At 67.7% G+C, this 24,709-nt stretch carries 24 protein-coding genes and 2 pseudogenes; 6 read left to right on the top strand and 20 right to left on the bottom strand.

Annotated elements, in window-relative coordinates; translation table 11 throughout:
• Positions 1-95: 95 nt before the first annotated feature.
• The 14 genes from murA to OG736_RS45015 all read right to left on the bottom strand — a co-directional run bounded on the left by murA (position 96) and on the right by OG736_RS45015 (position 13,531).
• The gene (gene murA, locus OG736_RS45080; RefSeq protein WP_327187993.1) at positions 96-1,445 is read right to left on the bottom strand and encodes a UDP-N-acetylglucosamine 1-carboxyvinyltransferase; all 1,350 of its coding nucleotides are present in this window, start codon (positions 1,443-1,445) and stop codon (positions 96-98) included.
• Between the two features lie 102 nt (positions 1,446-1,547).
• Positions 1,548-2,294, bottom strand: coding sequence for a class II aldolase/adducin family protein (locus tag OG736_RS45075; protein WP_327187992.1), 747 nt, complete (start codon positions 2,292-2,294; stop codon positions 1,548-1,550).
• Positions 2,291-2,998 (bottom strand): LbetaH domain-containing protein, encoded by a 708-nt coding sequence (locus OG736_RS45070; protein WP_327187991.1) that lies wholly within the window; start codon positions 2,996-2,998, stop codon positions 2,291-2,293. The genes OG736_RS45075 and OG736_RS45070 overlap by 4 nt, the downstream gene beginning before the upstream one ends.
• Positions 2,995-4,146 carry a glycosyltransferase family 4 protein gene (locus tag OG736_RS45065; RefSeq protein WP_327187990.1) on the bottom strand — a complete coding sequence of 384 codons (1,152 nt, stop codon included), beginning with the start codon at positions 4,144-4,146 and terminating at the stop codon, positions 2,995-2,997. Before OG736_RS45065 ends, OG736_RS45070 begins: the two co-directional genes overlap by 4 nt.
• A 261-nt stretch (positions 4,147-4,407) precedes the next feature.
• Entirely contained in the window at positions 4,408-5,226 is an 819-nt protein-coding gene (locus tag OG736_RS45060) for a zinc-dependent metalloprotease (RefSeq protein WP_327187989.1), read from the bottom strand.
• Positions 5,227-5,385: 159 nt separating this feature from the next.
• A complete protein-coding gene (locus OG736_RS45055) occupies positions 5,386-6,654 on the bottom strand; it encodes an acyl-CoA dehydrogenase family protein (RefSeq protein ID WP_442817229.1) in 1,269 nt (422 codons plus the stop codon).
• Positions 6,655-6,738: 84 nt separating this feature from the next.
• A complete protein-coding gene (locus tag OG736_RS45050; RefSeq protein ID WP_327187987.1) occupies positions 6,739-7,287 on the bottom strand; it encodes a GAF domain-containing protein in 549 nt (182 codons plus the stop codon).
• 59 nt (positions 7,288-7,346) lie between these two features.
• A complete protein-coding gene (locus OG736_RS45045; protein ID WP_327187986.1) occupies positions 7,347-7,946 on the bottom strand; it encodes a GTP-binding protein in 600 nt (199 codons plus the stop codon).
• A gap of 5 nt (positions 7,947-7,951) precedes the next feature.
• Positions 7,952-8,323: a DUF742 domain-containing protein gene (locus OG736_RS45040; RefSeq protein WP_327187985.1), complete on the bottom strand. Its 372-nt coding sequence runs from the start codon at positions 8,321-8,323 to the stop codon at positions 7,952-7,954.
• A gap of 38 nt (positions 8,324-8,361) precedes the next feature.
• Positions 8,362-8,874 (bottom strand): roadblock/LC7 domain-containing protein, encoded by a 513-nt coding sequence (locus OG736_RS45035; RefSeq protein WP_327187984.1) that lies wholly within the window; start codon positions 8,872-8,874, stop codon positions 8,362-8,364.
• Positions 8,875-8,920: 46 nt separating this feature from the next.
• The gene (locus tag OG736_RS45030; RefSeq protein ID WP_327187983.1) at positions 8,921-10,369 is read right to left on the bottom strand and encodes an ATP-binding protein; all 1,449 of its coding nucleotides are present in this window, start codon (positions 10,367-10,369) and stop codon (positions 8,921-8,923) included.
• 387 nt (positions 10,370-10,756) lie between these two features.
• Entirely contained in the window at positions 10,757-11,881 is a 1,125-nt protein-coding gene (locus tag OG736_RS45025) for a methyltransferase domain-containing protein (protein ID WP_327187982.1), read from the bottom strand.
• Between the two features lie 20 nt (positions 11,882-11,901).
• A complete protein-coding gene (locus OG736_RS45020; protein ID WP_327187981.1) occupies positions 11,902-12,753 on the bottom strand; it encodes a radical SAM protein in 852 nt (283 codons plus the stop codon).
• A gap of 301 nt (positions 12,754-13,054) precedes the next feature.
• Entirely contained in the window at positions 13,055-13,531 is a 477-nt protein-coding gene (locus tag OG736_RS45015; protein WP_327187980.1) for an ATP-binding protein, read from the bottom strand.
• A 518-nt stretch (positions 13,532-14,049) separates the two neighbouring features.
• On the opposite strand from OG736_RS45015, the gene OG736_RS45010 reads away from it, so the two are divergent.
• Entirely contained in the window at positions 14,050-15,276 is a 1,227-nt protein-coding gene (locus tag OG736_RS45010) for a helix-turn-helix domain-containing protein (protein WP_327187979.1), read from the top strand.
• On the opposite strand, the gene OG736_RS45005 is transcribed toward OG736_RS45010, so the two are convergent.
• Positions 15,257-15,919, bottom strand: a complete 663-nt coding sequence (locus OG736_RS45005) for an HAD family hydrolase (protein ID WP_327187978.1) — start codon at positions 15,917-15,919, stop codon at positions 15,257-15,259. The two genes, OG736_RS45010 and OG736_RS45005, sit on opposite strands and share 20 nt — an antisense overlap.
• A gap of 369 nt (positions 15,920-16,288) precedes the next feature.
• Here OG736_RS45005 and OG736_RS45000 point away from each other — a divergent pair, with 369 nt between their 5' ends.
• Together OG736_RS45000 and OG736_RS47420 are read left to right on the top strand one after the other, a co-directional pair.
• Positions 16,289-17,818: an ApeA N-terminal domain 1-containing protein gene (locus tag OG736_RS45000; protein ID WP_327187977.1), complete on the top strand. Its 1,530-nt coding sequence runs from the start codon at positions 16,289-16,291 to the stop codon at positions 17,816-17,818.
• A 136-nt stretch (positions 17,819-17,954) separates the two neighbouring features.
• A pseudogene (locus OG736_RS47420) lies at positions 17,955-18,374 on the top strand (transposase); the annotation flags it as partial.
• A gap of 175 nt (positions 18,375-18,549) precedes the next feature.
• On the opposite strand, the gene OG736_RS44995 reads toward OG736_RS47420, so the two are convergent.
• Both OG736_RS44995 and OG736_RS44990 read right to left on the bottom strand, forming a co-directional pair.
• Positions 18,550-19,125, bottom strand: coding sequence for a hypothetical protein (locus OG736_RS44995; protein WP_327187976.1), 576 nt, complete (start codon positions 19,123-19,125; stop codon positions 18,550-18,552).
• Between the two features lie 214 nt (positions 19,126-19,339).
• Complete coding sequence (locus OG736_RS44990) at positions 19,340-20,608, bottom strand: helix-turn-helix domain-containing protein (RefSeq protein WP_327187975.1); 1,269 nt, start codon at positions 20,606-20,608, stop codon at positions 19,340-19,342.
• A gap of 219 nt (positions 20,609-20,827) precedes the next feature.
• Between OG736_RS44990 and OG736_RS44985 the strand changes: the two genes are divergently transcribed.
• The 3 genes and pseudogenes from OG736_RS44985 to OG736_RS44975 form a co-directional block, all read left to right on the top strand.
• On the top strand, positions 20,828-21,289 hold the full coding sequence (locus tag OG736_RS44985; protein ID WP_327187974.1) for a glycine-rich domain-containing protein: 462 nt from the start codon (positions 20,828-20,830) through the stop codon (positions 21,287-21,289).
• Positions 21,290-21,400: 111 nt separating this feature from the next.
• Complete coding sequence (locus tag OG736_RS44980; RefSeq protein ID WP_442817221.1) at positions 21,401-22,111, top strand: class I SAM-dependent methyltransferase; 711 nt, start codon at positions 21,401-21,403, stop codon at positions 22,109-22,111.
• Between the two features lie 166 nt (positions 22,112-22,277).
• Positions 22,278-22,826: pseudogene (locus tag OG736_RS44975) on the top strand (IS630 family transposase); the annotation flags it as partial.
• A 22-nt stretch (positions 22,827-22,848) separates the two neighbouring features.
• Here the strand turns inward: OG736_RS44975 and OG736_RS44970 are convergent.
• From OG736_RS44970 to OG736_RS44960, 3 genes are all read right to left on the bottom strand, one after another.
• Positions 22,849-23,259 (bottom strand): DUF6924 domain-containing protein, encoded by a 411-nt coding sequence (locus OG736_RS44970; protein ID WP_327187972.1) that lies wholly within the window; start codon positions 23,257-23,259, stop codon positions 22,849-22,851.
• A 79-nt stretch (positions 23,260-23,338) separates the two neighbouring features.
• Positions 23,339-23,830 (bottom strand): hypothetical protein, encoded by a 492-nt coding sequence (locus tag OG736_RS44965; RefSeq protein WP_327187971.1) that lies wholly within the window; start codon positions 23,828-23,830, stop codon positions 23,339-23,341.
• Between the two features lie 141 nt (positions 23,831-23,971).
• A complete protein-coding gene (locus tag OG736_RS44960) occupies positions 23,972-24,499 on the bottom strand; it encodes a hypothetical protein (protein WP_327187970.1) in 528 nt (175 codons plus the stop codon).
• Positions 24,500-24,709 lie beyond the last annotated feature (210 nt).

The following is a 24,709-nucleotide window of genomic DNA, read 5'->3' as shown; positions in this document are numbered from 1 at the left end:
CCGCTGTGGAGGTAGGAGAGGTAAGGCTGTTCGCACGGACGGGTCCTTCGGCCGGGGTGCCGCCCGTCCGGCTGTGGGCAGGCGGCACGGAAATGTCAGGCGGGTTGGGTGGTGATGCGGGCGCCGACTGCCGTGAGCTTGGCGACGGGTTGCTCGTAGCCGCGTTCGAGGTAGCGGGTGCCGCTGATGGTGCTTGTGCCGTCGGCGACGAGGGCGGCGAGGACGTAGCCGAAGCCGGCGCGCAGGTCGGGGATGACGAGGTCGGCGGCTTTGAGTGGGGTGGGACCGGTGATCTTGGCGGTGTGCTGGAAGTCGCGGTTGTGCCATCGGCAGGCGACGGCTCCTAGGCACCGGGTGGTCAGTTCGATGCCAGCGCCCATGGAGTTGCTGAGCTGCTGGGCGTAGCCGAAGCGGTCTTCGTAGATTGTTTCGTGGACGACGGACGTGCCGGTCGCCTGGGTGAGGAGGACCGTCATCGGCTGCTGCCAGTCGGTCATGAAGCCGGGGTGGACGCCGGTCTCGACGTCGGTTGCGGTCAGGGGGCGGGCGCGGAAGAACTCCAGGCCGTGCTCGGTCTCGTTGAATTCGCCGCCGACGTGGCGAAGGACGTTGAGGAAGGTGATCAGGTGATCCTGGCGAGCGCCGCGGACTTCGATGCGTCCGTCGGTGGCGACCGCTGCCGCCGCGAAGGAGGCGATCTCGATGCGGTCGGCGACGGTGTGGTGCTCGACGCCGCGGAGTTCGCTGACGCCGGAGATGGTGAGCGTGCGGTCGGTGTCGATGGTGATTAGAGCGCCCATCTTCTGGAGCATCAGCACCAGGTCGACGATCTCGGGCTCGACGGCCGCGTTGGAGATGACGGTTGTGCCCTTGGCGAGGACGGCCGCCAGCAGGAGGTTCTCGGTGGCGCCGACCGACGGGAACGGCAGGTGGACGTGTGCCCCGGTGAGCCGGTCGGCACTGACTTTGACGGAGCCGGGCCGGTCCACGATGTCGGCGCCCATCTGGGCGAGGCCCTGAAGGTGGAAGTCGATGGGCCGCTTGCCGATGGTGCAGCCACCGGGCAGCGGGACGACGGTTTCGCCGCGTCGGTGCAGCAGGGGTCCCATCATGAGGATCGGGATTCGGTTGACGCCGGAGTACACGGAGGACAGCGAGGTGCTGGTCACCTCGGGGGTGTGGACGCGCACGGTGTGCTCGCCGAGCCAGGACACTGAGGTGCCCAGCTCGGCGAGCATGCCGAGGACGAGGTCGACCTCGAGGATGCGGGGCACGCCGTGCAGTACGCAGGGTTCGCCGGTCAGCAGGGTGGCGACGAGTTCCTTGGTCACGGCGTTCTTCGCGCCGGAGGCTTCGACCGTGCCGTGAAGCGGTACTCCGCCGGTGATGCGGTAGGTGTGCCGGTCTGCGGCCATGGGCTGCTCCTGCGAGGTCAGAATATTCATTCTGCGATATTTCCTGTCCCAGTCTGCGTACGGTTTGGGGAGGAATATCACTAAAGCGCTAGATCAAATCCCGTCCCGTGAGATACGACGATACTGGTGTGGTCATGGTTGCACCGCCGCGCCCCGCTTCTCGGGCTGGGACACCCGGTTGGGGTAGACGGCTCCGCCGGTCAGCTGCGGCTGCAACAGCGCGGTTCGCGCTGTCTCCTCCAGACGCAGCATCAGGTCAACGGTCTCTTCCAGCTGCCGGCCGACGGTGAACGCACCGTGCCGGTAGAGGGTGAAGGCCAGGCCGTGACGCTCCAGTTCACCGGCGCGCGGCGCGATGACCTTCTCCAGCTGCGGCCGGTACTCCAAAAGGCTGACGGCAGCGACGTCGGGGCGGTTCACCATGCCCTCCGGCAGGTCCAGCTGGACGGGGTTGGCGAGGAACTCGGACTTCACGGCGCTGTCGTCCGCCGTGAGACAGGGGATGTCACCGAAGGTGTCGGCGCGGTTGGTCACGCTCGGCACAGGCAGGCCCAGGGACGCGTAGACCAGGCTGTAGGGGGCGTGGGTGTGCACGATGGCCCCGGCGCGGGGCAGCATCCGGTACAGGTCCAGGTGCACCGGCGTGCCGGATGCGCCCAGACCGCCGCTCTGCTCGACGATGGCCCCGTCGGGGGCCAGGACGATGAAGTCGCGGGGGCTGACCTTCCAGCGGTCGAACGCCAGCCGGGTGCAGGAGAGCAGGATGTTCCCGTCCGGCATGCGCACTGACACGGCGCCTCCGGCCGGGTTGAGCATCTGCCAGGCGACCATGTCCTCGATCACGCTGATGAGGTGGCTGCGTTCGGCCTCATACCTCATGACTGTCCTTCCAAAGGGGTACTGATCGGGCGGGCGGACTGCGGCTCGGACACCTGGCTGTCGGCGGGGATCCATGCCGTGGCGACGGTGGTGCTCTGGGCCAGAACCGATCGGGCGTTGATGACGGCGCCGGGGCCGACGGTGACCCGTGCTCCGGCGCGGACGCCGTCGCCGATCAGTGCTGACCATTTCGGTTCGCCGGTGCTCATCCGCCGGCCGTCCGGCAGGGCGAAGCTGATGGGTTTGTCCGGGCGGAGCATGTCGTCGTTGGTCATCACGCAGGCTGCGGTGAGCAGGTCGGCGGAGAAGTAGCAGCCGCGGCCGATGACGCAACAGCCCACGGTCGCCCGGTGGGACAGGATGCTGTGTTCGCCGACGAGGCTGCGGGAAATCTCGCACCCGTACCCGATGTGTACGTGGGATGAGATCACTGTGCGCCCGCGGACGGTCGAGTATTCGTGGATGCGCACGCCCGGACCGATCACCACGTCGTGGGCCACGTTCGCCAGCGGGGAGACGTAGGCGTCGGGATGGATGCGTGGCCGGTTGCCGAGCGAGGCGCGCACCAGTTCGTACACGGTGCCGGACACGTCGCCAAGGGTCGCGATGGGCTGCTCGTCCAGGGCGCCGGCACCCAGATCTTTGAGGAACGGGTCGTCGGCCAGGCGCAGCACGTCGCCGAGTAGGGGGCCGGCATCGTTCACCGGGCGGGCTCGAGGGCGCGGGGGGCGGGGCTCTGGCCCATGACCAGCGTCAGGTACTGGGCGGCGCAGCGGCCCGGGGTGTACCAGGCTTCGGCCAGAGCGCGGGCGGCGCTGCCCATCCTCATCAGGGAGGCGCGGTCCAGGAGAGCGTCGGTGAGGGCGGCCACGAGGTCGCCGGGGTCATCGGGGTCGTAGACCATGCCGGTCAGGGCGTCGATGACGAGTTCGGGGCTGGCTCCGGCGTTGGGCACCAGAGCGGGTATCGCTGCACCGGCGGCATCGATGACAGCGCGTCCGAAGCCTTCCTGAACCGAGGCGGTGGCCAGCAGGTCGTACCCGGCCAGCCGTCGGGGCAGGTCGTCGCTGTACCCGAGGAACTGCACCGGTGCGCCGAGTTCGCGCACCAGGTCTTCCAACGCAGCCTGCTGGGAGCCAGCTTCGCCGAACACGTCCAGACGCACCGCGGTGGACAGACGCGGGTCAGCGACCGCCCGCACCAGGTGTTCCGTGCGCTTCCACGGCACTGTCCGAGTGACTGCGGCGACGAGTAGCCGGCCCGTGGCGGGTCGGATGCGGGCAGGGACTTCGGCCGGGATCGCGACACCGTTGTGGATGGTGCTGACGTATCGCGCCATGGGTGCGTGCACCCGCAGGGCTGCTGACGATGCGTGCGAGATGCCCACCCACACAGGCACGGCCGACAGCACCTCCCACGGAAGGCATTTGATCGTCCTTTCGACCATCGCGCCGTGGTTGGGGTCGATCACTCGCAGCACCTGCTCGGCGTTGACGACGTGCCGGACAACGGGAATGACTCGGGCCCGTGGGGCGAGGACCACGTCGGCGGCTGCGGTGCGGTGGCTGGAGATCACCACGACCGGACGGCCATCGGCGGGCTGACAGATGCGAGTGAGCGTCTGTTGGTAGTCCTGCCAGTTCGTCACCTCGTGGACACGGGTTGGGGCGCAGGAGCCGGCGGCCGGTCCGCCCTGACGCCACCACAGCACATCCACGTCGGGCACCATCCGGGCGAGGTTGCCCGCCAGTTCTATGACGGAGTGCTCTGCTCCGCCTCGGGCCGTGGTGACCCAGGTCAGGACAATGTGCGGAACCACTGTGCCTCCTAAGGAAGCGGCGATTTCGGTCACGGAACGTTTCTTGGAACACGCGACGCCCTGTGGCAGAAGGGGGTGGGGCGCTGCGCCAGGAAAGAGGAACGCGGGATGGTCGGGCTGCACCGTCGTCGTCCTTGATCGTCTTCTTCGAAATCTTCGGTGGGAGCGCCCGGCGCGGGGGCAGTTCGTCGCCAGAAAGCGCATCGATCCGTCCTCCCCGCGCCGGGGGCTCGTATCCCGCGCTCGGCCAACCGGGGGAGCCCAGCAGGGACGTTGAGGGCCGACAGGGCTCCGTTATCCGAAGCGGCGCGTCCAGCCAGCGGGTGTGCTGGCCTCATCGCGGGTCGGAACGAGGTCGGGACGCTGCCAGACCCCGTTGAAGGCATCGAGGCCGTGCGTGGTGACGATCTCCTCCACGCTGTCGACGGCCCTGGTGAAGTACTCCAGCGTCTCGGCGCGGTGAGGGTTTGCGGCAAGGTCTCTGTAGCGGTGCGTGGCGTGTGGGCTGATCTCCTTCAGCGACACCGGGGCGCCGAGGAGTTTCGTCGTGATCTGCCGGTCGGCCCAGTAGGCGTGCCCTTCTACGAGGAAGGCGTAGTCGCGGTCGGCTGTGCCCCGCAGCTCCGGGTAGTAGCTGTCCTGTAGCCGCCACATCGCACCGTTGTCCGTGGCGTGCTGGGCGATGTGGGTCAGCTCATGGCAGATGACCTTGGTGAGCACGGCCTGGTCGTTGAGCCGGCCGGCTTCGCGCATGGACTGGGGCAGGATCACGAGCTCGAACCGGCCTGGGCGGAAGTCGACGACCTGGGCGCCGATCAGGGGCCAGATCCGGTGCCGGCCGTTGCACTGGGTGTAGTGCTGAACCTTCGCCTGGCGCCTGCGCCTTCGAGGAGCTCGCAGCTCACGGGCTTCGGCCCGCAGCAGCCGTGCGCTGCGGCGCTGGTGCGCCTTCAGCCATGCGCGTGGGGACATGGTCCGGATGACCACCGTGTCGGGCAGGGCCAGTCCCGTCACCGCTTCGACGAGCGGGGCCGTTTCGGCGGCGACGGCCTCAACGCGCTGCGCCAGGTCATCGAATCTGCGGCCTGCGTCATGGTGGACGGTGATGTTCATGCGTTCCTTTGAGAAGGGGGGATGCGTAGGGGCGTGTGTGAGGGGAGGGGTGTTGGGGTGTGCGCCCCGCCGCAGGCCTGGCTTGAATGCGTGGTCTGCGGCGGGGCTGGGGCCCGCGCACGGCAATGCGGATACACGGGGGTGCCGTGCGCGGGGGCTTTACAGGGCGGGCGCCGGGTCTGCTCGGGCGTGCCGGGTGAGGTGGGCGAGGCGGGTGGACCACTGCGTGTGGTCGGTTTCCTCGCTCGGGTGGTGATGTTCGTGGAGGAGGTTCTGGGCGAGGCGGATGCGCTGGACTTCGCCGGTGCCGGCGGGGGCGTAGGTGGTCTGCATGTCGCGCCAGACCCGCTCGATGGGGTGTTCCTGGGTGAGGGCGTTGGCGCCGTGTAGTTCCATGGCGTCCTGGCCGGCTTCGGCTGCGAGTTCGTGGCCGATGGCTTTGGCGGCGATGAGTTCCATGTCGCAGGGCAGGCCGCGGTCGAGCATGTCGACGGCGTGGTAGGCGAGGATCCGGGCCATGATCGCGCGGGCGGACATGCGGCCGAGCCGGTCTCGGACCACGCCGAGGTCGGCGACTGCCCCTTTGTAGCGGGGGCGGTCGCTGACGTGCTGTGTGGTGAGGGCGACGGCCGCTTCGTGCAGGCCGAGGCTGACGGCGGCCAGGTTGGGTCTTCCGTACAGGATGCTGCTGGACTGCGCGATGTCGAAGCCCTGCCCCACCTCGCCCAGGATGTTCTGTGGTGGGATGCGGACGCGGTCGAAGGTGATCAGGCCGTAGCTGAAGCCGTGGAGGCCGAGCTTGCTGGCGTACCGGTGGACGTGCACCCCCTTCTGGTCTGCTCCGACCAGGAAGGCGGTCATGGCCTGGGAGGTGCGCGTACCGGGCGCGGCGGTGCGGGCAACGACGACATGCTGATGGGCCAGGTGACTGTTGCCGACGTGGGCCTTGGTCCCCGACAGCACCCAGGCCTTGCCGTCCCACTGGGCGCTGGTGGTCATCCCGCCGATGTGGCCGCCCTGGTCCGGTTCGGTGACCGCGATCGACATCAGCAGGCTGCCGTCGGCGACGCTGGGAAGCACAGCGGCGTGCTGGTCGTCGTTGCCGTAGTGGAGGAGGGCGGCGACCGGGATCAGGCTCGCCTGGAGGATCGCGGCGGCCGCGCCGGAGACGCGGGCGAGGCGGTGGATCAGGATCGTTTTGGCGACGTGGCCGGCCTGCATGCCGCCGAACGCGGTGGGGACGGTGACGCCGAACCAGCGGCGGCTGGCCATGAGCCGGGCGGTCTTGCGGTCGACGCGGCTGGGCGCGCTTTCCATACGCTCCACCAGGGGAAGGACCTCCTCTTGGGCGAAGGCGTCGACGTCCGCCCACAGGGCCTGGTGGCTGGGGGTGAGGAACCTGTCGAGGGTGGCGGGCGTTGTGGGCATGGGCATGGAAGTCCCTCTCCCTGGTGGGCTCACATGACGGCTGCGGCCAGAACCGCGTGTGGGGGTTCGGGGGCATTCGGTGCGTCAGTGGACAGGCATCTCGATCTTGAGCTCGGCGGCCGCCGCGCGGGCGCCGTCCTTGACGATGGCCTGAAGCCGCGCTGCGTCGTCGAGAGTGCGCGGCTCGGGGTCGACGATGCAGACCGTGGCCAGCACGAGGCCGGTGGCCTCGTCGATGAGGGGGGCGCCGAAGTAGGACTGGATACCGATGGCGTCGACGACGTGGTTGCCCTGGAAGCGCGGGGAGGCGGCCACGTTCGGCAGGGGCAGGCCGCGCCTGCGCTGGACGACCTCGGGGCAGTAGCCGTGGGCGCGGCTCATCGTGCGGCCGACGAGGGGGTAGCCGGCGTCGCGCGGCGGGTTGCGCAGTCCGAGGAAGGTTTGTTCTTCGCCGAAGGCGTTGACCATGGCGTAGAGGAAGCCGGCGCGTTCGCCCATGTCGACGGCGATGTCGTCGAGCACCTCGGATCCCTCCAGGCGGATGCCCAGCTCGTTGAACCGTGACAGGCGGGTGGCCATTTCGGTGAGTTCTGTGGCCGGGTCGTCGGTGAAGACGTGGATCTGGTGCTGCACCGTGTGAAGCGACGGGACCGGGGCCGGTACCGAAGTGGGCTGGTGAGGCGGGGTGAAGGTCATTGGGCGTCCAGGAGTGCGGAGTCGGTGATGGCGGTGTTCACTACGTGCTGGACCAGGGCGAGCAGGACCCCGGCGACGGAGTCGGCCTGGCGGGCGTCGCAGAACATCAGCGGCACTGCGGCGTTGACGTCGAAGGCCTCGCGGATCTCGTCCAGGCTGCGCGGGGCGGCCTCGGGGAACCGGTTGATGGCGATGACGAAGGGCAGGCCGAGCTGTTCGAAGAAGTCGGCCGCGGGGAAGCTGCTGGTGAGCCTGCGGGTGTCGGCCAGGATGACGGCGCCGAAGGCGCCCTGAGCGATGTGGTGCCAGAAGCTCCAGAACCGCGGCTGTCCCGGGGTGCCGAACAGGTGCAGCTCGACTGGCTCGGGGTCGTCCCAGCCGACCCGGCCGAAGTCGAAGGCGACCGTGGTGGTCGTCTTGTCCTCAATGCCGTGCAGGCTGTCGACGCTCTCACCTTGCGCGGTGAGGAGTTCCTCGGTGCGCAGGGGAGGGATGTCGCTGATGGAGGCGATGGCGGTGGTCTTGCCGACGCCGAATCCTCCGGCGACGACCAGTTTCAGGACGGCCCGCTCGGCGGGCCGCAGCGGCTGGGTCACGCAACTCACCCGGCCATCGCGGCCGCATCGGGCCACTTGCGTCTGAGGCCGGCGCTGAACGCCTGGAGCGTCTGGAGATCGGGACCCTCTCCGTCCGCCCGCTCCGGCGCGGGCACGGCCAGGGAGCCCGCATCGATCAGGTCGGAGACAAGGACCGTCACCGAGGCGACGTGCAGGCCGATGGTGCCGGCCAGTTCGGCGAGCGGACGCCGCCGCTGCCTGCACAGCTCGATGATCTGGGCGCTCTCCTCGGCCAGCCCGGGGCGGGGCGTGCGGTGGCCGGGACCCAGCACGGTGTGCAGGCTCAGTCGGTGACGGGGGCGGGTTCGGCCGTCGGTGACGGCGTACAGCCGCACGATTGAGGCCGTCTCGTCCACGGCCCCGGCCGGTAACGGGGCATGGCCTGGGCGGCGGCTCATGCGGCGCCGTCGCTCTGGCCGTCGCGGGCGCGGACGGGGGTGTTCATGAACGGCGCGAACCGTGTCACCAGACGTCCGGTGGCGTAGCCGATCGTGCCGATGTTCGCGTCGGCGCGGGCCAGCACCACCAGCACCGTCGCAACGATGCCCCCGCTCTTGTTGAACGCCCGCCCGACGCCGGCGTCGGTGACCAGGAACAGCGCGTCCTCCCGCTCCACCAGGACCTGCTGGGGCGGCAGCTTCGCACGCATCGGCCCGGAGACCCCTGCGGCCAGACCCGCCATTCCCGCGAACGCCGCAGCCAGCTCGTCGGCCCAGTCGGCCTCCATGTGCGAGCAGCGCACCTGCTGCATGCCGTCGCGTGAGAGCAGCAGCGCGTCCGTGACACCGGGAGTGTCGTCGACGAACTGTTCGAGCAGGCGCGTCATCTGCCCCTTGACTTCGTCGGGGGAGGGCGCGGGACGGTCGGAGGCCACACCAGCAGCTGTGCCGTTCACGTCGTAGGCCATGGCAGTTCGCTCCATACGAATCAGAGGTCGGGTCATGAGGGGCTGTTCAGGGATGTGATGTGTCGGGGCCGGGATCGGCGCTCAGCCCGGCGTTGAGGTTCGTGCGCCAGTCCGCTGCGGCTCGGGGGTTGGCCGCCTGCGAGGGCATGGCCGGCTCGGCGGCTGCGGGCGGCATGGGCCTTTCCACGCGCTGGCGCCGGGGCAGCCGGCCTGCCGCGCCGCCGTTGTCCGGGGTACGGCGCACGTGTTGCTGGACGGCTCCGGCATGCGCTGGCTCCCGGGCGGCGGGTACCGGCTGGGCGGAGATGGTGACGGTGCCAACTGCGGGAGGGGTCGGTACGAGGTAGCGATTCGGGATGATCACGTGGGCGGTGGTCCCGCCCATCGCGTTCATGACGAGCCAGACCTTCAGACCGTGCCGCACAGCGATCTTCGCGGTGGTGATGAGGCCGAGATGTCCGTTGCGGACCTGGGCGGCGACGTCAGCCTGGTCCGGATGAGCGAGAAGATGATTCAGCATGTCCCGCTGGGTCGGATCCATCAGGAGCGTCGCCCGGTCCTCGACTTCGATCAGCAGACCGGCCGCCACTCTCTGCGCGCGGACCACCACGTTGGTCGCCGGGTCGGAGTGCTCCAGGCCGTTGTCGATCAGCTCGGCGAGCAGGTGGGCCACTTCGGGGTGCACGTGGGCGGGCAGCGCGAGCGCGGCGCCGACGTCGCCGGGCACAGTGAGCACGCGCGGGTACTTGACCACCTCGGACTTTGCGCCACGCAGGACGGTGCTGACCTGTACGGGTGCACGCGTCTCCCGAAGGGACCGGCCGCCGAGAACGACGGACACGCTCTCCACCATGCGCCGCAGACGCGTCGCAAGATGGTCGATCCTGAAGCTCCGGTCCAGCAGCACTGGGTCCTCGGTCGCCTCCTGTAAACCGGTCAGGTGCTCCAGCATCTCGTCGATCAGAGCGTGCTGGCGTCGGGTCAAGGTCCGGTGCATCTCCACGAGCACGGCCGCCTGTGACTCGTCGTGCACCCGCAGCAGGGCACCCGCCCCCTGTACTTGGAGGTTCCCGATCAGTTCGAAGACGTTTTCCAGCGGGTCGTCGGCGGCTCGCTGGGGGTCTGGCGGGAGTGCCGGCCGGGATCCTCGGCAGAGCTCATCTGCCGTCCAGATCATGGTCTGTTCAGCAGCGCCTGCGGCTTGAGCGATCAGCTGTAACTCGGCGTCACGTTTGAGCTGGAGCGAGGCCGCCACGGCGTGGGCGCGGAGGACGCCGATGATCGCGGTGATGAGGACGCTGCCGGCCAGGCACAGGGCAACGTGCAGGGCGGTGAGCCCGAGAGCCCAGGTGGCGGCTGCGGTGAGGCACGCCAGAACGGCCATGCAGGCGAACGGGGCGTGCAGGACGCCGACTACCTCGTCGAGGAGGTAGCGCTCTGTCCGGGAGCGGCGGCCGTGTCTGCGACGACGGGCGGCGGGCTGGGGGGAAGGCATGGGTTCCTCGTCATCAGTTCCAGCAGGGGGTACGCGTGTTGGCTGGGCGCGTCAGCGGGCTGGGCGGATGACCTGCACAGTCCTGGCCACGATCACGCCGAGGTTGGTGAGCACGAGTACAGGGCTCAGCAGATCCGCTACGAGCTGACTGCCTGTCTGCGCGCTTTCTGGGCCCGCCAGCGAAATAGACGTCCTGCACATCGGGCGTGGCCCTCGCTGTACCGAATCGAGGCTCCACCAACCGATCAGGACTACCGTGTTCGCTGAGCAGATTTGATGCGCTGGTGAGGCATTCGTGTGGCGTTGACCGGCATGACCTGGTCGTCGGCGTGAGCGGGACAAGCGCGGAAAGAGGGACCAGCCCCCGTGCTCTTCTCCATCCGGCGGCTACAGAACGGTCTGCCACGATCCACGGGTCAGGGTGGCCATCCCGTCAGGGCTAATGCTGACCTGGGCGCCGTAGACGGGGAGGGCGCCTTCGCGGTTGAGGCGGTTACGGATTCGGTCCAGTTCCGCCCACAGCCGACGGGATCCGCTCTCGTGCACGACGGGCGACTCGAGGAACCCGTGCGCCGTGGCGCGGGCCCAGGAACCGTCGGGGTGCAGCAGCCACACCGTGCGGGTGTCTGCGTCCTGGCTGCGCCGATAGTCGATACCGGGAAGTTTCAGCTCCAGCATCGACATGACGTCCCACGCGTCCGGCGGATACAGCAGCGGATACCGGCTGGTGGAGATCTCCTCTCCCTGCCCCTGTGCCGCCTGCTTCCAGACGCCTTCCGGCAGGCGGTCGTAGACGCCACCGTGGTGCGCGCGCATGAACCCGGCCCGGTCCCACTCGATGCGGCCCCTGGCACCGCCGTCCGCGGTCTTGTCCGCGGTGAGGATCAGGCCCGTGCCGGCGATCGTCGTCACCAACCGGCCGCCCGGCCGCAGCGCCCTGAGCCAGGAGACCGGCACAGGCCGTACGGACACGGTGGACACGAGCCGGTCGTACTCGCCCGGCAGCGGCCCGGTGATGTCGCAGACTTCCATGCGGGGGCGGTCGTCGAGGACCGCGAGCCGCTCTTCCGCGAGCTTCACCAGGTTTTCGTCGACGTCTACGCTGGTTACCTGGGCGTCGCCGAGCCGAGCGCACGCCAGGGCGGTGCCGTAGCCGGTGCCCGTGGTCACCAGGAGCTGGTCGCCGTCGGCGATCATCGCGTGCCGGTACATCCGCACGACGAGGCTCGGCAGTGTCGACGAAGAGGCCGGTTTGCCCTCGATGACCCTGTTGCTGGTGGTGTCGGCGTGGCAGGCGTCGACCTGGGTCACCAGCGTCTGATCACTGTAGGCCGCCTGCAACCAGGCGGCGGGGTCATCGGCACCGGTGCGCAGATGCCACGTCTCGCCGTCCTGTTCCCACCATCGGGGGACGAACGAGTGGCGCGGCACGGTGGCGACGGCGGAGTGCCAACGGGATTCCGGCCGCACGACCTCGTGGGCCAGGCGCCGGGCCTGCGGGAGCCACTTCATCGCTTCACAGCCCTTTCGTCCTAGTAAGCAGGGTCGCAGGCTTCGGTGTTTGCGGGGTCGCAGTCACCGGAATCGTCAGGCGGGCACGCCGAAGCTGTTCGTGCCGGGATGTGGGCAGCGGTGGCCGCCCACTGCCAACCGCCGAACACTGCGGCAAGTCCGTCGTCCTTCGCGTTCCCTGTGGGCAGGAACCGACCGAGGACGCACGGGGTGACGGTGCCATTGGTCATGACCGCAGCCCGGCCCTTCGCGCAGCGGCCGCACAAGTCTGCGGTGCTCGGGACGTGGACCTCACCGCGGCCGATGCTGCGGACGCGGTCGGTGTTCACCGCGCGGACGCCGAGGCCCAACAGCTCCTTGCGGGCCGCGGTCGTTCGCTGTCCTTCGAACACCTCGACGATGCCGACCTGGAGTGGGATGCCCCGGTCGATGGCCTGGACGATGTTCGCGCGGGTCGCGCCGTGCGAGCCCTTCCGGCCGGTCACGCGGTCGTGTTCCTCAGCGATGTCGCTGTAGTACGACGTCGCCAGAGACACTCTCGGGTGCGCGAACAGATCCCAGTGCGCCCATTTCACCCGGTACAGATTGCTGTAGACCTGAACCTCGAGCCCGAGCGCTAAGGCGAGGTGCATCAGGGCCTCGAATTGCGGGTGGCTGCTCGGCTCGCCGCCGATGAACTGGACCTTCTTTACACCGATCTCGGCGGCCTCGCTGATGATCTGCTTCCAGCCGTCGGCGGTCAAGCTGCCGTGGTCCTCGGTGGGGCCGGCCTTGGCGTAGCAGGGACAGGTCAGCTGACACCTGCCGGTGATCTCCAGCTCGAGGAACTCCGGCGCGGCCGACTTGGTAAAAACTTCGGGAGCGATCGTCATCGTGGGTCTCCTTGACGTCGAGTGCATTGCTGGGGGAACCGGCGCGGGGCAGATACGTGGCCGTGGGGGAACGGTTGGGTAGTCGGCCCCGCGCCGGGGTCTTGCCTGCCTGGCAGCCGGAGCAGCTTGTTCTCCGGCCGCAGTGCAGAGGTTCACGGCATTGCCAGGTCTGAGCAGCTCGACGCACGGCGCGGGCTGAACGGGTACACCCAGGCGGCCCGTAGCGTCACGTCGAGCAGGGCGACCATGCTCACCAGCGGCACGATGAGCACATTTGCCGACCTCGTCGATCAGACCGCGATCATTCTGGGGATCGAGGCCTCACCTGCGGCCGGCTGACGATGCGATGTGCGGGTGGTCGCGGTTGCTCTGGCAGTACGACGAGGCTGCACCAGGTCTCCGAATCGTTGTCGCTGGTTCCCCACCTGCCGCCGTTCTCCTGGACCAAGGCATCGACCAGAGCCAGACCACGCCCCGATTCGGCCTCGCCGTCAATGTCCCTGCGGCGGGCGCGGCCCGGCATACCGTCGGCGACGGCAATGTGCAGGACGCCGTGCTCGAGGCGAAGGCTCAAAGTGATCTGGCGGGTGCCACTGTGCAGGACTGCATTCGTCAACAGCTCCGAGACGATGATCATCACCTCGTCGATGAGCGTGTCCAGGCCGCAATACCTGAGCTTCGCCGCCGCGATCCGGCGCATACTCCCGACCCGGATCGCGTCCTGCGATCGGGGCGGGCCGCCACCGACGCGGGATGCAATCTCGAAGCGTTCGTACATCACCTCCCCATCACGGCGCAGCAGTACCGAGCGCGGCGTCTGTCTGGTTTTCGTCGTAACCACCTGCTTCGGAACAAACGGAGGAGGTCTTGATGGCTGACACGGCCTTGTACAACGAGGCTTGCTCTGTGCCTTTACAGAGCCTCTTGGCCTTCCAGAGGCACCGAGCGAGCCTGGCCAGCTTGTTATCCGGCGGTACCAGCCATACGTGGTGCGCTCTCTTGGCGAGGCTGAGGCGATGCTTGTCAGACCTGGGAGATCCATGTCGCCGTAGAAGCGTGGTGCTCATAGCGGCTCTTGGGACCAGGCGGGTCGGCATGGCACGGCTGCTCCTCCGTAGAGACGGCGATCAGGATGCGTTCAACATTGGCCCTCAGAAGAAGCCGATTCGAGGACTTCAATAGGTCTTCTCGCGGTCTAAAAGAGGACTTCATGTCAGGTATGGAAGGAGAAACTAGCCAAGGGGAGGGCTTTCAGGGACACTTGTGCCAGTGCTTCGACACCTCGGGAGGTAAGGCATGGCACGCTCCGCAGGCAACATCCGGCTGAAGTCCGCGCGCATGGCGGCCGGTTACCACTCGCAACAGGCACTCGCAGACGCCCTGAACGTAGGTGTGAGACAAGTGCGAAGGTGGGAATCGGAGGCTCCGCCGTGGCCGCAGCCCGACCTAGCGCTGGCTCTTACCCAGGTGCTTGGACAGGACCTTGTTTCCCTGGGCTTCAGTGAGCCGCACACGGTCCGGTCGGAACGTCCGCGGCATGCCGCACTCACCGGTACTGCGGTTGCCGTCGGCCTCACAGCCGTCCCCACTCAGACATCGGCGATGCAACCTGCATCTGTGGCACAGGACTTTGCGGCGGTAACTCATTCTCATCGTCGCCTGTATTGGTCGGTCGCCCCCGCCACGCTGCATCCAGCGGCCCTTGCCCACGCTGCACTGGGTTGTGCCCTGCTTGCGCAGACGGCCGGACAGACCCGGTCGCGCACGGCAGCAGCACTCGCTGAGACCTGGCTGCTTGCTGGACGCATCGAGTTCTTCGATCTACGAGAAGCGGATCGGGCGCAACAGACCCTGGTGCGAGCACTGCAGGCTGCGGGCGAAGCCAACGACCCGCTGCTGGGCGCCGCGATTCTCGCGCATTCTGCGTTCATTCCCGCCTGGGCCGGCGAGCGGGGCGGGGCTGCTGAACGCATGGCGGCTGCCCGAACCTACGCCCGCCGCGGTCCTGCGAGCAGCGGTCTACTTGCCTGGCTGGATGCCGTCGAAGCCGAATGCGAGACACGTTGTGACAACACGCGCGCAGCACTCCAGCTCATCCACCATGCAGAGAGCGTGCTGGCCGAGGGGAGCCAGTATGCAAGTCCCCCCTGGCTCGACTGGTTCAGCGAGGTCAGGCTGGCTGCCTTTAAAGGAAACACGCAGCTGAAGGCTGGCCACCTTCCTCAGGCTCGCGAAACCTTGCAGGGTGTGCTGGACGCTCTTGGGTCGGGCGACGACAAACAGCGCACCGTCGTTCTAGGCGATCTTGCGGCCGTGGAAGCAGCTGCTGGCAATCCTGAGGGCGCATGCAGGTACGCGCTGAGCGCACTCGATGGCCTGGAAAACGCTTGGTATGCAATGGGTATGGATCGAGTGCGCGAGGTACGCCGGATCCTGGTCCCGTACCAGCAACAGCAGTGTGTGAGGGAGTTGGACGATCGTCTCTACGGCTGGTCGACGACGATCAGCGCACTGAACCGTTGAAGCGGGCGATCAGTCCCGACAGTTCCAGGAGGCTCTCGACGCGGAACGTCGGGAGTTCCTGGGCTGCTTCGGTATGCCATTGAATGGTCCCCCACGGTCCGCGTCGCACCAACGCCGTGTGCATGCCCGCCTGATGCGCTGGACGGATGTCGTTGTCCACACGGTCCCCGACGTACAGCATCTCCTCCGTCTGCACTGGTACTACCTGGGCGACGCGGTCGAAGAACTCGGGCGCAGGCTTGGAAGCTCCCCAGTCATCAGACGTACCAATCAGATCCACATCCGGGCTGAACAGCTCCCGTAGAATCTTGCCCGCGCGTACCGTCTGATTCCCTGCAATGCCCAGCCACAGCCCATCGGCGCGGAGCGCCGCGAACGTGTCGCGCACATCCGGATACACATCGTTCTCACCGAACGCCTCGGGCTGCCCCGACTGCGCACGACGTTCCCGCTCCGCGTACAGATCAAAACCTGGCCGGAATTCCTGGAATGTCTCGCGGTAGTCCCGCCCCTGAGCGATGACGGCACCGAACATCGCATGGAAGGTGTGGCGCGGCACGCCGAGCCAGTCCGCCCACGCTCCGTACTCGGTGGTCTCATCCACCAGGCATTCGCCAACATCGAAGATCACAGCGCGAATCATCCGGGTAGCGTAGCTGCGGTCGGCATCGGACTGAGAAGCGAGTGTGTAGGTTCACGCACCTGGCGAGCACTCCCGTGTGAGGTTGCACCTGCGTCGTCCAAGGCAAGCCTGTGACTCGACGTACAGATTTTGCCCAAGATGTCGATACCGCACTACGAAGTGTGCGTTGAGTGCCGAACGTCGACCTCGTTGCCCTGCTGGAGGAACCGCGCGGAGCTGATCTCGAGTGCCTGAGCCGGGTTGGGCTTCGGCTCGGGGATGACCTGCTGGCGGCCTGGAACGAGGCCAGCGTCTGGGACCAACTGCACGTGCTGCTGCTGGAGAAGCTTCGGACTCGTAGAGTGGCAAGAAGATGTCACAGGGGGATGTGTGAGCGAGCAGCGGCATGGCGCATGGTGGACGCCCAATGCGCCGACGGTGCGTGTGCCCGGAACGTTGACCAGTGTCGACGGGGCCTGGCGGTTGAATCTCATCGGCAGTCTGCTGGTGGACTCGGACGGAGGCGAGGGCCTTCGTATCGTCCCGCCGACAACCATCTGGGGCTCGTGTCTCGGAGTTCCGTACACACTCCTGCACTGCTACCTCGATGATGTGGATGGCGTCGGACTCGATTCCACCGACAGCACGAGCGACCAGTGGGTGATGACTTGGCGGGTCGGCCAACTCGTCCGCGGCGGCGCTGTGACGGAGTCGACGCGTTTCACCACCGGTTCATTCGAGATTACTGGGCTTCCGGCTTGGTGGCCGCCGAGCGGGCTGCGGGGCCCGCAGGTGCGCGCAGGGCGCTACAGTCCGCCCGACGACGTCGTCATACCCATTAGCGACGGTGGAGGCATCACCATTGGGATCCGGGAATCCGTCCGTTCCGGACGACGTGAGAAGTCTCTGCACGAACATGTGATCGTCTGGGTGGACCGCCCATCGGGGTTCACCCTAGACGAGCTCGGCAGAGACATCACGGATCCACTGAGAGCCTTGGTCGCTATCGGTGTCGACGAACCAGTCAGCGTTTTCAACCTTCGTGTGTATCCCGAAGACGCCTCCTCTTCCGAGCCAAACGCACTGCGGCGCTCCTTCGATGTCGACCCTCATGACAGCGAATCACCCGAGATGCTGCCCTCGTCGGTGCCGCCCCCTTTCCCGCTGTCACCCGCTATTTCGGACATGGCCTCGTTCATTCCGGCGTGGCTAGATCTGGCCCGCCGTTGCTCGGTTCCCCTGGACGTCGTGGAGCCCCGCCCGCGCTCAGGACCTCTGCAATTGCAGCTCCTGGACGTCGTGAACGCCGCCGAGACTCTCCATCGGGCTCTGCATACCAATCCGACGGAGTACCCGTTCGCTCAGCGGGTCCGCGAGGCGCTTGAGCAGTCTGAGGTGATCAGGTTCAACTCCCGTGAACGGCGGGCCGTCTACGACGCCGTCAAGTTCACGGAAACAAGCCTGGAGCGACGCCTCCTCGCTCTGGCCCAGAGCCTCGGATCCGAGGTGTGCGAGTGGCTCTTCGCCGGCGCCATCCGTCCCTGGGCCTTCGTCACCGCTCGTGTCCGCAATGTCCTCAGCCACGGCTTCCCAGCGCCCGAAGGAATCCACCAAGACCCCGGCGTCCTAGCCGGAGCACTGCGCCTGACGGAAGCGGTGATCACACTGCGCCTGCTCAACCAGGCTGGCCTCTTCTCCCACTCAGACCTCCTCACACGGCTCCGTCAACATCGTGGCATGCGGTCACTCTCCCAGCAGACGATCGCTGACTGGCACGCACTGGCTCACAAGATCGATCCAGAACAGTGGCCCACTCCCGAACCTGAGCACGACTCTTCCGCCCCTGACGACCAGGCCCTACCGCATGAAACAGACGCAACCACCCTGCCACCCCCCGCGCTTAGAGTTCTTGAGCCATAGGCGGCCGCACGCAGGGGTGTTGCCGGTAGAGCCAGGGCCGGCTGGCAGGGGTCGTCGTTGCTGCGCTGCGGGTGGTGAGGAACAGGTGCGGGTTCGCGGTGGCTAGGCGGCGGCGCAGCGGGTCGAAACACCAGCTGGACCGCCAGTCGACCGCGCACGGCGCGCAGCAAGCACCATGTCATCACCGACGGCCAGGGACATCCCGCTCGCGGTGTGGCTGACCGGCGGGAACCGCAATGAAGCACCCAACTCAAGCCTCTGCTGGACAAGATCCTGGCCGTCGAGGGCCGGGTCGGCAGACCCCGACGACGCCCGACGCGCTGCTGGCCGACCGCGGCTACAACATACGACAAGTACCGTCGCCTGCTCTGGCAGCGAGGGATCCGCCCCGGGATCGCGAAGCGAGGCCAACCACACGGCAGTGGCCTGTGGCATCTTCCGCTATGTCGTCGAGCGCACTATCGCCTGCCTCCACGGCGTCCGCTGCCTGCGTATCCGCTGGGAGCGACGTGACGACATCCACGAAGCACTCCTCGGACTCGCAGTCTGCCTGATCACTCACCGCCACGCCCAACGGCTTTATTTGGGACAGGAAGGGACGCGTGCGCGGTTTGAGGGAGTCGGCAGGCCTGGTGGGCTTCACACCGCTTGAGCGGAGCTTGGCGGGGGAGGTTGCTTCGCTGCCAGCCCGCACGTCATGAGAACTACGCCGCAGCAGTCCAACGCCTGCATCAGCGTCCTTGGATCGCCACGTCGGTGATCTGCACGGACACCTTCGTGCCTGACGACGCTGTACTGATCGTGGACGGCCTGTAATTCAGTGTGGTCTCGTTCGACAGCTTGGCCGTCTGGATGACCGGTCCGGACTCGTCACCCTGGATCTTGTAAGTGATCTCGTACACCACGTTCGGATCGATTCCGTTGAAGACGCCCACGTAGGTCAACTCCGGCTCGACCGTCACGTTGCAGCCCGCCGATCCGAAGCACTGCCGTGAGGTGGTGCGCAACTCCATGGTGAAGTCGTCGGCGTCCAGGTCGGAATATGTCGGCTCCATCTCCGTCCCCGGCGACGATTCCGGCACAGCGGCGGCGGTGCCCTCCATGCCGTAGAGGCTGGGCCCGACAGTGGCGGTCGGTTCACTGCCGCCATGGCCGGACTGCGTGACCACGATGCCGGTTGCGACGATCGCGGCGATGACGGCGGCAGCAGAGCTGATGATGATGACGTTAGTCCGCGACTTCCTCGCCGTCGGCTCGGGCGGCGGTGGTGGCACAGCGGGCATGTGCGGCGGCGTGTCCTGGCTCATGGATCCCCCCTGGATCATTTATGGGTGGAGGCATGATGCGCAGCTGTGGAGACGGCGCGTAGGCGGAGCCACCGGGGTGTGACCCGAATGGGTGAAGCCTCGGCTGGACGTCGCAGGTCCACTTGGCGCCGTCGAAGGTGGCAGGTGAGCGCGTAGACGCCGGACCCGCGCCCGGTGGCCCATACAACGTGCGGACGGTCACGGGTTGCGGCTGTCAGATGGTCATCGCCACGGCGGTGTGGAGTTCGCGCACCCCTGTGGTGTGCGGGTGCCGTTCGGCCAGCTCGTTGACGATGGCGCGGATCGCGGGCCGGTCCTGGACCTCGCCGGGGCTGGCCCGGTGCGCGTCCAGCAGCGCGCGGGCGGTCTGCTCGGGCCGGTTCCACGCCCACCAGGCACGCGCCATGTCCGTGCCCAGCCTCGCTTTGCGCTCGGCGGTCGGGAACTGTTCGGGCCGCAGATCCTTTCCGGCTTCCAGCGCGGCGCCCGCGTCGCCGAGTGCCCAGTGCACACCGACTGCGTACAGGTCGACGGCGGCCGAGCTGATGGGGAACAGCCGACCCGGCGGCGACGCCTGGGGCAGCCGCCGGGCGGAGCGGCCGGCCTCCTCGACCATTGGCAGCGCCTGGGCACGCTGCCCTCCCCGGGCGGCTGTGTACGCCAACGTGCACAGCATCTGCGCGTACGCGGCCGCTGCGGCATCCGTGCGCAGGCCGGTCGCCTCCACGTCGGCGGCAGCGGACGCCATGAGACGCTGGGCCTCGCCGTGGCGGTCCTGGTGACGCAGAACGATGGCCAGTTCCCGGGAGGCCGCGGCCTCCGCGAGCGGAGAGCCTGACACCTCGGCCCAGGTACGGGCCCGGTCTGCGGTGAGCCGGGCCCGGTCGTACGAGCCCACCTTGCTGAGCACCGAGGAAGCGAGGGTGTAGACGGCGGACAGCCGGGCCTGATCGAGGTCCTGGCGTGAGAGAGCCCCACGGTGCCCATCCGCGATGAGGCCGGGCAACATGGCCAAGAGCTTGCCGTGCATGCCCCTGTCGTACAGCTCGCGGGCGGCGGCCAGGCGACGGTCCAGTGGCCCCAGACCGCTGGTGGGCGCCGGTGTGGCAGCGAGAGCCTCGTCCAGTCCCATGAGCAGACCTGCCGGTCCGGCGGCCGCCGTGGCGGTGAGCAGCGTACGGCGGCGCATAAGGTCCTCCTCGGCATCACGCGACCACGCCGTCACTCTAGTGCCGACCGGTGCCGCAGGAAGAGGTGGCGCCAGAGAAGTCATCAGGACGTGTCGGGGCATACCGACCTCGGCCGCCGCCCGGTGCACAAGCGCCAAGTCGACCACTCGCGAGCGGCGTTCGAGACGCGAGACGGTGGCCGCTGAGCAGCCAATCCGCTCCCCGAACGCAGCCAACGTCCATGCCAGATGCTCGCGCCCGAGCCGGATCAGGGCACCAGGCCTGCGCTGCGCGGCCAATCGACTGGCCGCCATGCTGCTCCAGAGCGGGTCTACGGGCACGAAACCCTCCCACGCCGCACGCGCTACCGGGAGGAACCTCCCACGGTAAAGCGGGCTCCGAATGGCGTCGAGGCCGCTTGCACGACGTGCAAAGCCGTTGCGACGCACGGCAGATGACCACTGCACGGCCAGTCAGCGAGGTGTCCTGGACGCATCGCCCCAACCCGCGGGGCACCGTCCAATGGAGGCACCATGACAACGGCCACCGCACCCTCTCCAGCCCACCCGACGACCGGCATCGCCCGCTCGGCCCGGGAAGCCGTGCCGGCCGCGTTGTGGGACAAGCAAGTCCGGCTCCTCATGCGGGACTACCCCTACGACTCGGTCATGGCGGCCCGGGTCCTTGGCCAGGGCTACGCCTACCTGCTGACCGCGATGCGGCACCGGGGCGAAGGCCTCGGGCTCGCCCCGAGCACGCTCGTCGACATCGGAGTCCACACCGTCATCCTCGACACCGTCACCTACCTCGACCTGTGTGATCGCTTCAACAGCGGCCACTTCCTCCACCACATCCCCGAGGTCGACTTCAAGGACGACGGCTCGGTGCTGCGCACGGCAGACGTGATCGCCGCCGACGGCTGGGAGGTCGACCTCTCGCTGTGGGTGGACGCCGCCACGTGCAGCCCCTGCCACCCGGGCAACGACTCACACTGACCAGCTCCTTGAGCGGTGAACACAGGGTCCCGGCCGCTGGCCGGGGCCCTTCAACACACCCCCGGGTGAGATTCGTCGGAACTTGCCCCGCGATCGACGGCACCCGCCAGGATGGGCCGGGTGACCCGCACCGCAGACCTCTGGCACCACTACGGCCGCACCCGGCACGCCACCGACCGTGCCGTGCCCGGCGACTTCTACTGGAGCTGGGGCCAGGACAGCGGACCCGGAGCGGAAATCCTCGGCGACCTCACCGGCCGGTATGTAGGCGATCTCGGTGCCGGGGCGGCCCGGCACGGAGCCCACCTGGCCATCCACCACCACCCCGCCAGCATCGTCGCCGTCGACGCATCGCCCGCCCAGCACGCCATGGCCGGCGACCTGTACGGCCACCTCTTTCCGCGGCTGAACCTGGCCCTCTGCGACGTACCGGCCCACCTCAGGGCCAGCACCGACACCTACGACGTGCTCTACAGCGTCTTCGGTGCCGTCGACTTCACCGAGCCGCGCGAACTGCTGCCCGCAGCGGCGAACGCGCTGCGCCCCGGCGGACGACTGGTGTTCTCCACCCTCGCCCATCACCTCGGCGGCACGCCCGCCCACCCCGACGTGCAGCACACCGAGATCGCCGCGAAGACACCGGACGGCACGGCGGCCGTCATGCGCCGCTGGGTACTCCAGGAACACGTGTGGACCAAGCTCCTCGATGAGGCCGGCTTCACCCGGATCACTACCGAGGTTCTGCCCGGCGGACCGGGGCCGCGCGCCGCCGACACGCTCCTGGTGACGGCGCATCGCACACAGGAACCGCACACCGTCTGACGACGGCGCGCGACCGGTTTGGTTTCCCAGCCTGTCCGCAACTCTCTGAACTGGCCCCGCCCGAACTGGCCTTACCGGTCCGCGTGTGCGGCAATTCCTACGGCTGAAGTGGCTCCCACTGCCCGTCTGTTCCGGCCCGGCTTGGCTGGGATGGCTCTGCACGTCCGAACACGACGCCAAGCTCGACCGCATCGAGCACGTGCTGGACCGCTTCCCCGACCGGGAGTTCGCCTTCGACGAGTTCGGGCCCCTGGGGATCAGGCCCATCGCAGGCTCCTGCTGGGCGAAGCAGGGCAAGCCCAACCGCCTGCCGGCGACTTACCGCCGCACCCACGGCGTCACCTACTTCCACGGCTGCTACTCCGTCGGCGACGATCGTCTGTGGGGCGTCAACCGGCGCCGCAAGGGCACCGCCGGCGCGGACATCCGCCGCTGGGCGAAGAAGAACAAGGTCGAGCTGTGCTTCACCCCGACCTACGCCTCCTGGGCCAACCCGATCGAGGCCCACTTTGGCCCGCTGCGGCAGTTCACCCTGGCCAACTCGAACCATCGCAGCCACCCCGCGCAAACCCGGGCCCTGCACCGATACCTGTGCTGGCGCAACACCAATGCCCGCCACCCCGACGTCCTTGCAGCCCAGCGCAGAGAACGCGCCCGCATCCGCAGCGAAAAGGGCATCCGCTGGGGCGGGCGCCCCCTCACACCCGCAGCCTGAACACCGCCTGGCGGCCAGTGACTCAGAAGTCTCGGAAAACGCCGTCGTCGTCGACGGCGCCGGCGAACTCCTCGAAGTCCATGTTCGCCTCCGAGAGGTTGTTCTCGATGCTCCACAGCTCGGCTGCCACAACGCGGACACACCGCCTACGCTCACTCCGCAGGTCCACTACGAGAAGCGGCAGGTCAGTCGAGGCGACAGCTACAGGGTCTGCAAGGACCAGAAGTGGATGCTGATACTCCGCAGGGATGAGGTCGAGGGCCGACTCGGGCGTCAAGCCCTCGTATCTCCGGCCATCGACAAGTGCGACGTTGGCCAAGAAGCCGTCCCTGCTGGGCGAGAACAGCGCCGCCCGCAGAGCATCCCAAGCACCGTCTGCCGAGAAAGCGGTGCGCACAACGAGGGCTTCCAAAGTGCACGGGAGCTGATGCATGCGCGGACAGTACCGCCATGTCGGCGTACATGTGAACGTACCCAGTCGGGTACAGACGAACGTGCCCAGCACCGGACCTTCAGCTGATCCGCCTGGGAGGTAGTCCCGCTTTGGCACGCCAGTGGTCGGCGTCGTGAGGATCGGCCAGCCAGCCGGTCAGGCGTTCAGCGCCGGCACGGAATGCATCGGACAACGAAGTCTCCTCGCCGACCACGAGCCTGAGGGCGTCGACGTCATGGGTGGCGTGATCGCTCTCGCACCAGCAAGCCACGTTCACCGCCGCATCGACCGCGAGCTGGCCCGGGTCGGTCCACACCACCTGAAGCAGGAACTCCAGCTGGTCGCCTCCCTCAGCGTGCTCGATGACATCCAGCCCAAGGACGATCGGCGTGCCCAACTGCGTGCCCGGGAAGGCGGCATGCTCCAGGACCCACTCCCAATCTGCCGTGGTTCTGCCTGCACGAGCCGCGTCGACCGTGCCGGTCGCCTGATTCAAGGAGTCCACATCCGCAAGCGTCAGGAGAGGAAAGAGCGCGGTCAAAGGGACGGCGTCGAAGGCACCTCGCATCATGAGATGATCATCCCTGTCTCCGGCAGCTCTCCCGCAAAGAAAGCCCACGGCTTGATGGTGGGCACGTTCATCCGTACCTGGTTGGGTACTTCGACGAGTAACGCCGACACGCCAACCCGGTGAACCAATCCGGTCACAGCACTAGCCGAGGCTGGCGGAGAACTCCCCATTCTCGGCCTCTTCCGCGCTCAGCTGGACGGTGCCGCGGTGGGAGACCTCGACCTTGTAGAACTTCTCACCCTTGGGCACGTCTTCGACCGCAACGCCGAACTTGCAGGTACCGAAGGTGATGGTTTCGCTGTCGCCGAGGGAGCCTGTGGCGATGACGTCTCCGTCTGCTCCGTAGACGGTGACGGAGGCGCCTTCGGCGATGTCGTCGTATCCGCCGGTTCCTTCGCAACCGCTGCCAGTTTCGGAGGCGTCCTCGAGGAGTGCAAACTCGCCTTCGAGGGTGAAGCTGCCCGGGCTTCCGGCACCGCTGCTGGCGGTGATGGCCCAGATACCGCCCATCAGTCCTGCGCCGATGGCGAGTCCGATGAGGCCGGCGGTGAGCGGGCGGAGGGGCTTTTGGGGCGGGGCCGTGGGCATCGGCGGTGTGGCTGGCGCCTCGGGTGCCAATTCGAGGGCGGTCGGTGCGGTGGCAGGGTGTGCGGGTGTTTCGTCGGTCATGGTCCCCCCAGGGTTGTGACGGATCGGCAGGTTATCGCCGGATGATGTTGATGTATGCGGTCCGGTTGAAGGTTCACCGATTCGAGATCGGCATTGCTACCGTCGACGACCTACTTGCCGCGTTGTTGATGAGCCACCCGGCGACCGTGCCGGCATACCGTTCGCTCCGCGCCCGCGGAGGTGTCCCGCCGCATTGCAGTGCGGTATGGC

The sequence above is a fragment of the Streptomyces sp. NBC_01334 genome (assembly GCF_035983595.1).
Taxonomy (GTDB): Bacteria; Actinomycetota; Actinomycetes; order Streptomycetales; family Streptomycetaceae; genus Streptomyces; species Streptomyces coriariae.
This window is presented reverse-complemented; position numbering and strand designations above follow the sequence as displayed.

What these genes read in the sequence shown, in the direction of transcription:
- OG736_RS45060 (WP_327187989.1), bottom strand. Translation starts at nt 5,226, where the DNA reads ATGAACATCACCGTCCACCATGACGCAGGCCGCAGATTCGATGACCTG.
- OG736_RS45075 (WP_327187992.1), bottom strand. Translation starts at nt 2,294, where the DNA reads ATGAGGTATGAGGCCGAACGCAGCCACCTCATCAGCGTGATCGAGGAC.
- OG736_RS45015 (WP_327187980.1), bottom strand. Translation starts at nt 13,531, where the DNA reads ATGTACGAACGCTTCGAGATTGCATCCCGCGTCGGTGGCGGCCCGCCC.
- OG736_RS45035 (WP_327187984.1), bottom strand. Translation starts at nt 8,874, where the DNA reads ATGGCCTACGACGTGAACGGCACAGCTGCTGGTGTGGCCTCCGACCGT.
- OG736_RS45025 (WP_327187982.1), bottom strand. Translation starts at nt 11,881, where the DNA reads ATGAAGTGGCTCCCGCAGGCCCGGCGCCTGGCCCACGAGGTCGTGCGG.
- OG736_RS44980 (WP_442817221.1), top strand. Translation starts at nt 21,401, where the DNA reads ATGGGCCGGGTGACCCGCACCGCAGACCTCTGGCACCACTACGGCCGC.
- OG736_RS44990 (WP_327187975.1), bottom strand. Translation starts at nt 20,608, where the DNA reads ATGGCGGCCAGTCGATTGGCCGCGCAGCGCAGGCCTGGTGCCCTGATC.
- OG736_RS44960 (WP_327187970.1), bottom strand. Translation starts at nt 24,499, where the DNA reads ATGACCGACGAAACACCCGCACACCCTGCCACCGCACCGACCGCCCTC.
- murA (WP_327187993.1), bottom strand. Translation starts at nt 1,445, where the DNA reads ATGAATATTCTGACCTCGCAGGAGCAGCCCATGGCCGCAGACCGGCAC.
- OG736_RS44985 (WP_327187974.1), top strand. Translation starts at nt 20,828, where the DNA reads ATGACAACGGCCACCGCACCCTCTCCAGCCCACCCGACGACCGGCATC.
- OG736_RS45055 (WP_442817229.1), bottom strand. Translation starts at nt 6,654, where the DNA reads ATGCCCACAACGCCCGCCACCCTCGACAGGTTCCTCACCCCCAGCCAC.
- OG736_RS44970 (WP_327187972.1), bottom strand. Translation starts at nt 23,259, where the DNA reads ATGCATCAGCTCCCGTGCACTTTGGAAGCCCTCGTTGTGCGCACCGCT.
- OG736_RS45020 (WP_327187981.1), bottom strand. Translation starts at nt 12,753, where the DNA reads ATGACGATCGCTCCCGAAGTTTTTACCAAGTCGGCCGCGCCGGAGTTC.
- OG736_RS45030 (WP_327187983.1), bottom strand. Translation starts at nt 10,369, where the DNA reads ATGCCTTCCCCCCAGCCCGCCGCCCGTCGTCGCAGACACGGCCGCCGC.
- OG736_RS45010 (WP_327187979.1), top strand. Translation starts at nt 14,050, where the DNA reads ATGGCACGCTCCGCAGGCAACATCCGGCTGAAGTCCGCGCGCATGGCG.
- OG736_RS45005 (WP_327187978.1), bottom strand. Translation starts at nt 15,919, where the DNA reads ATGATTCGCGCTGTGATCTTCGATGTTGGCGAATGCCTGGTGGATGAG.
- OG736_RS44965 (WP_327187971.1), bottom strand. Translation starts at nt 23,830, where the DNA reads ATGATGCGAGGTGCCTTCGACGCCGTCCCTTTGACCGCGCTCTTTCCT.
- OG736_RS44995 (WP_327187976.1), bottom strand. Translation starts at nt 19,125, where the DNA reads ATGAGCCAGGACACGCCGCCGCACATGCCCGCTGTGCCACCACCGCCG.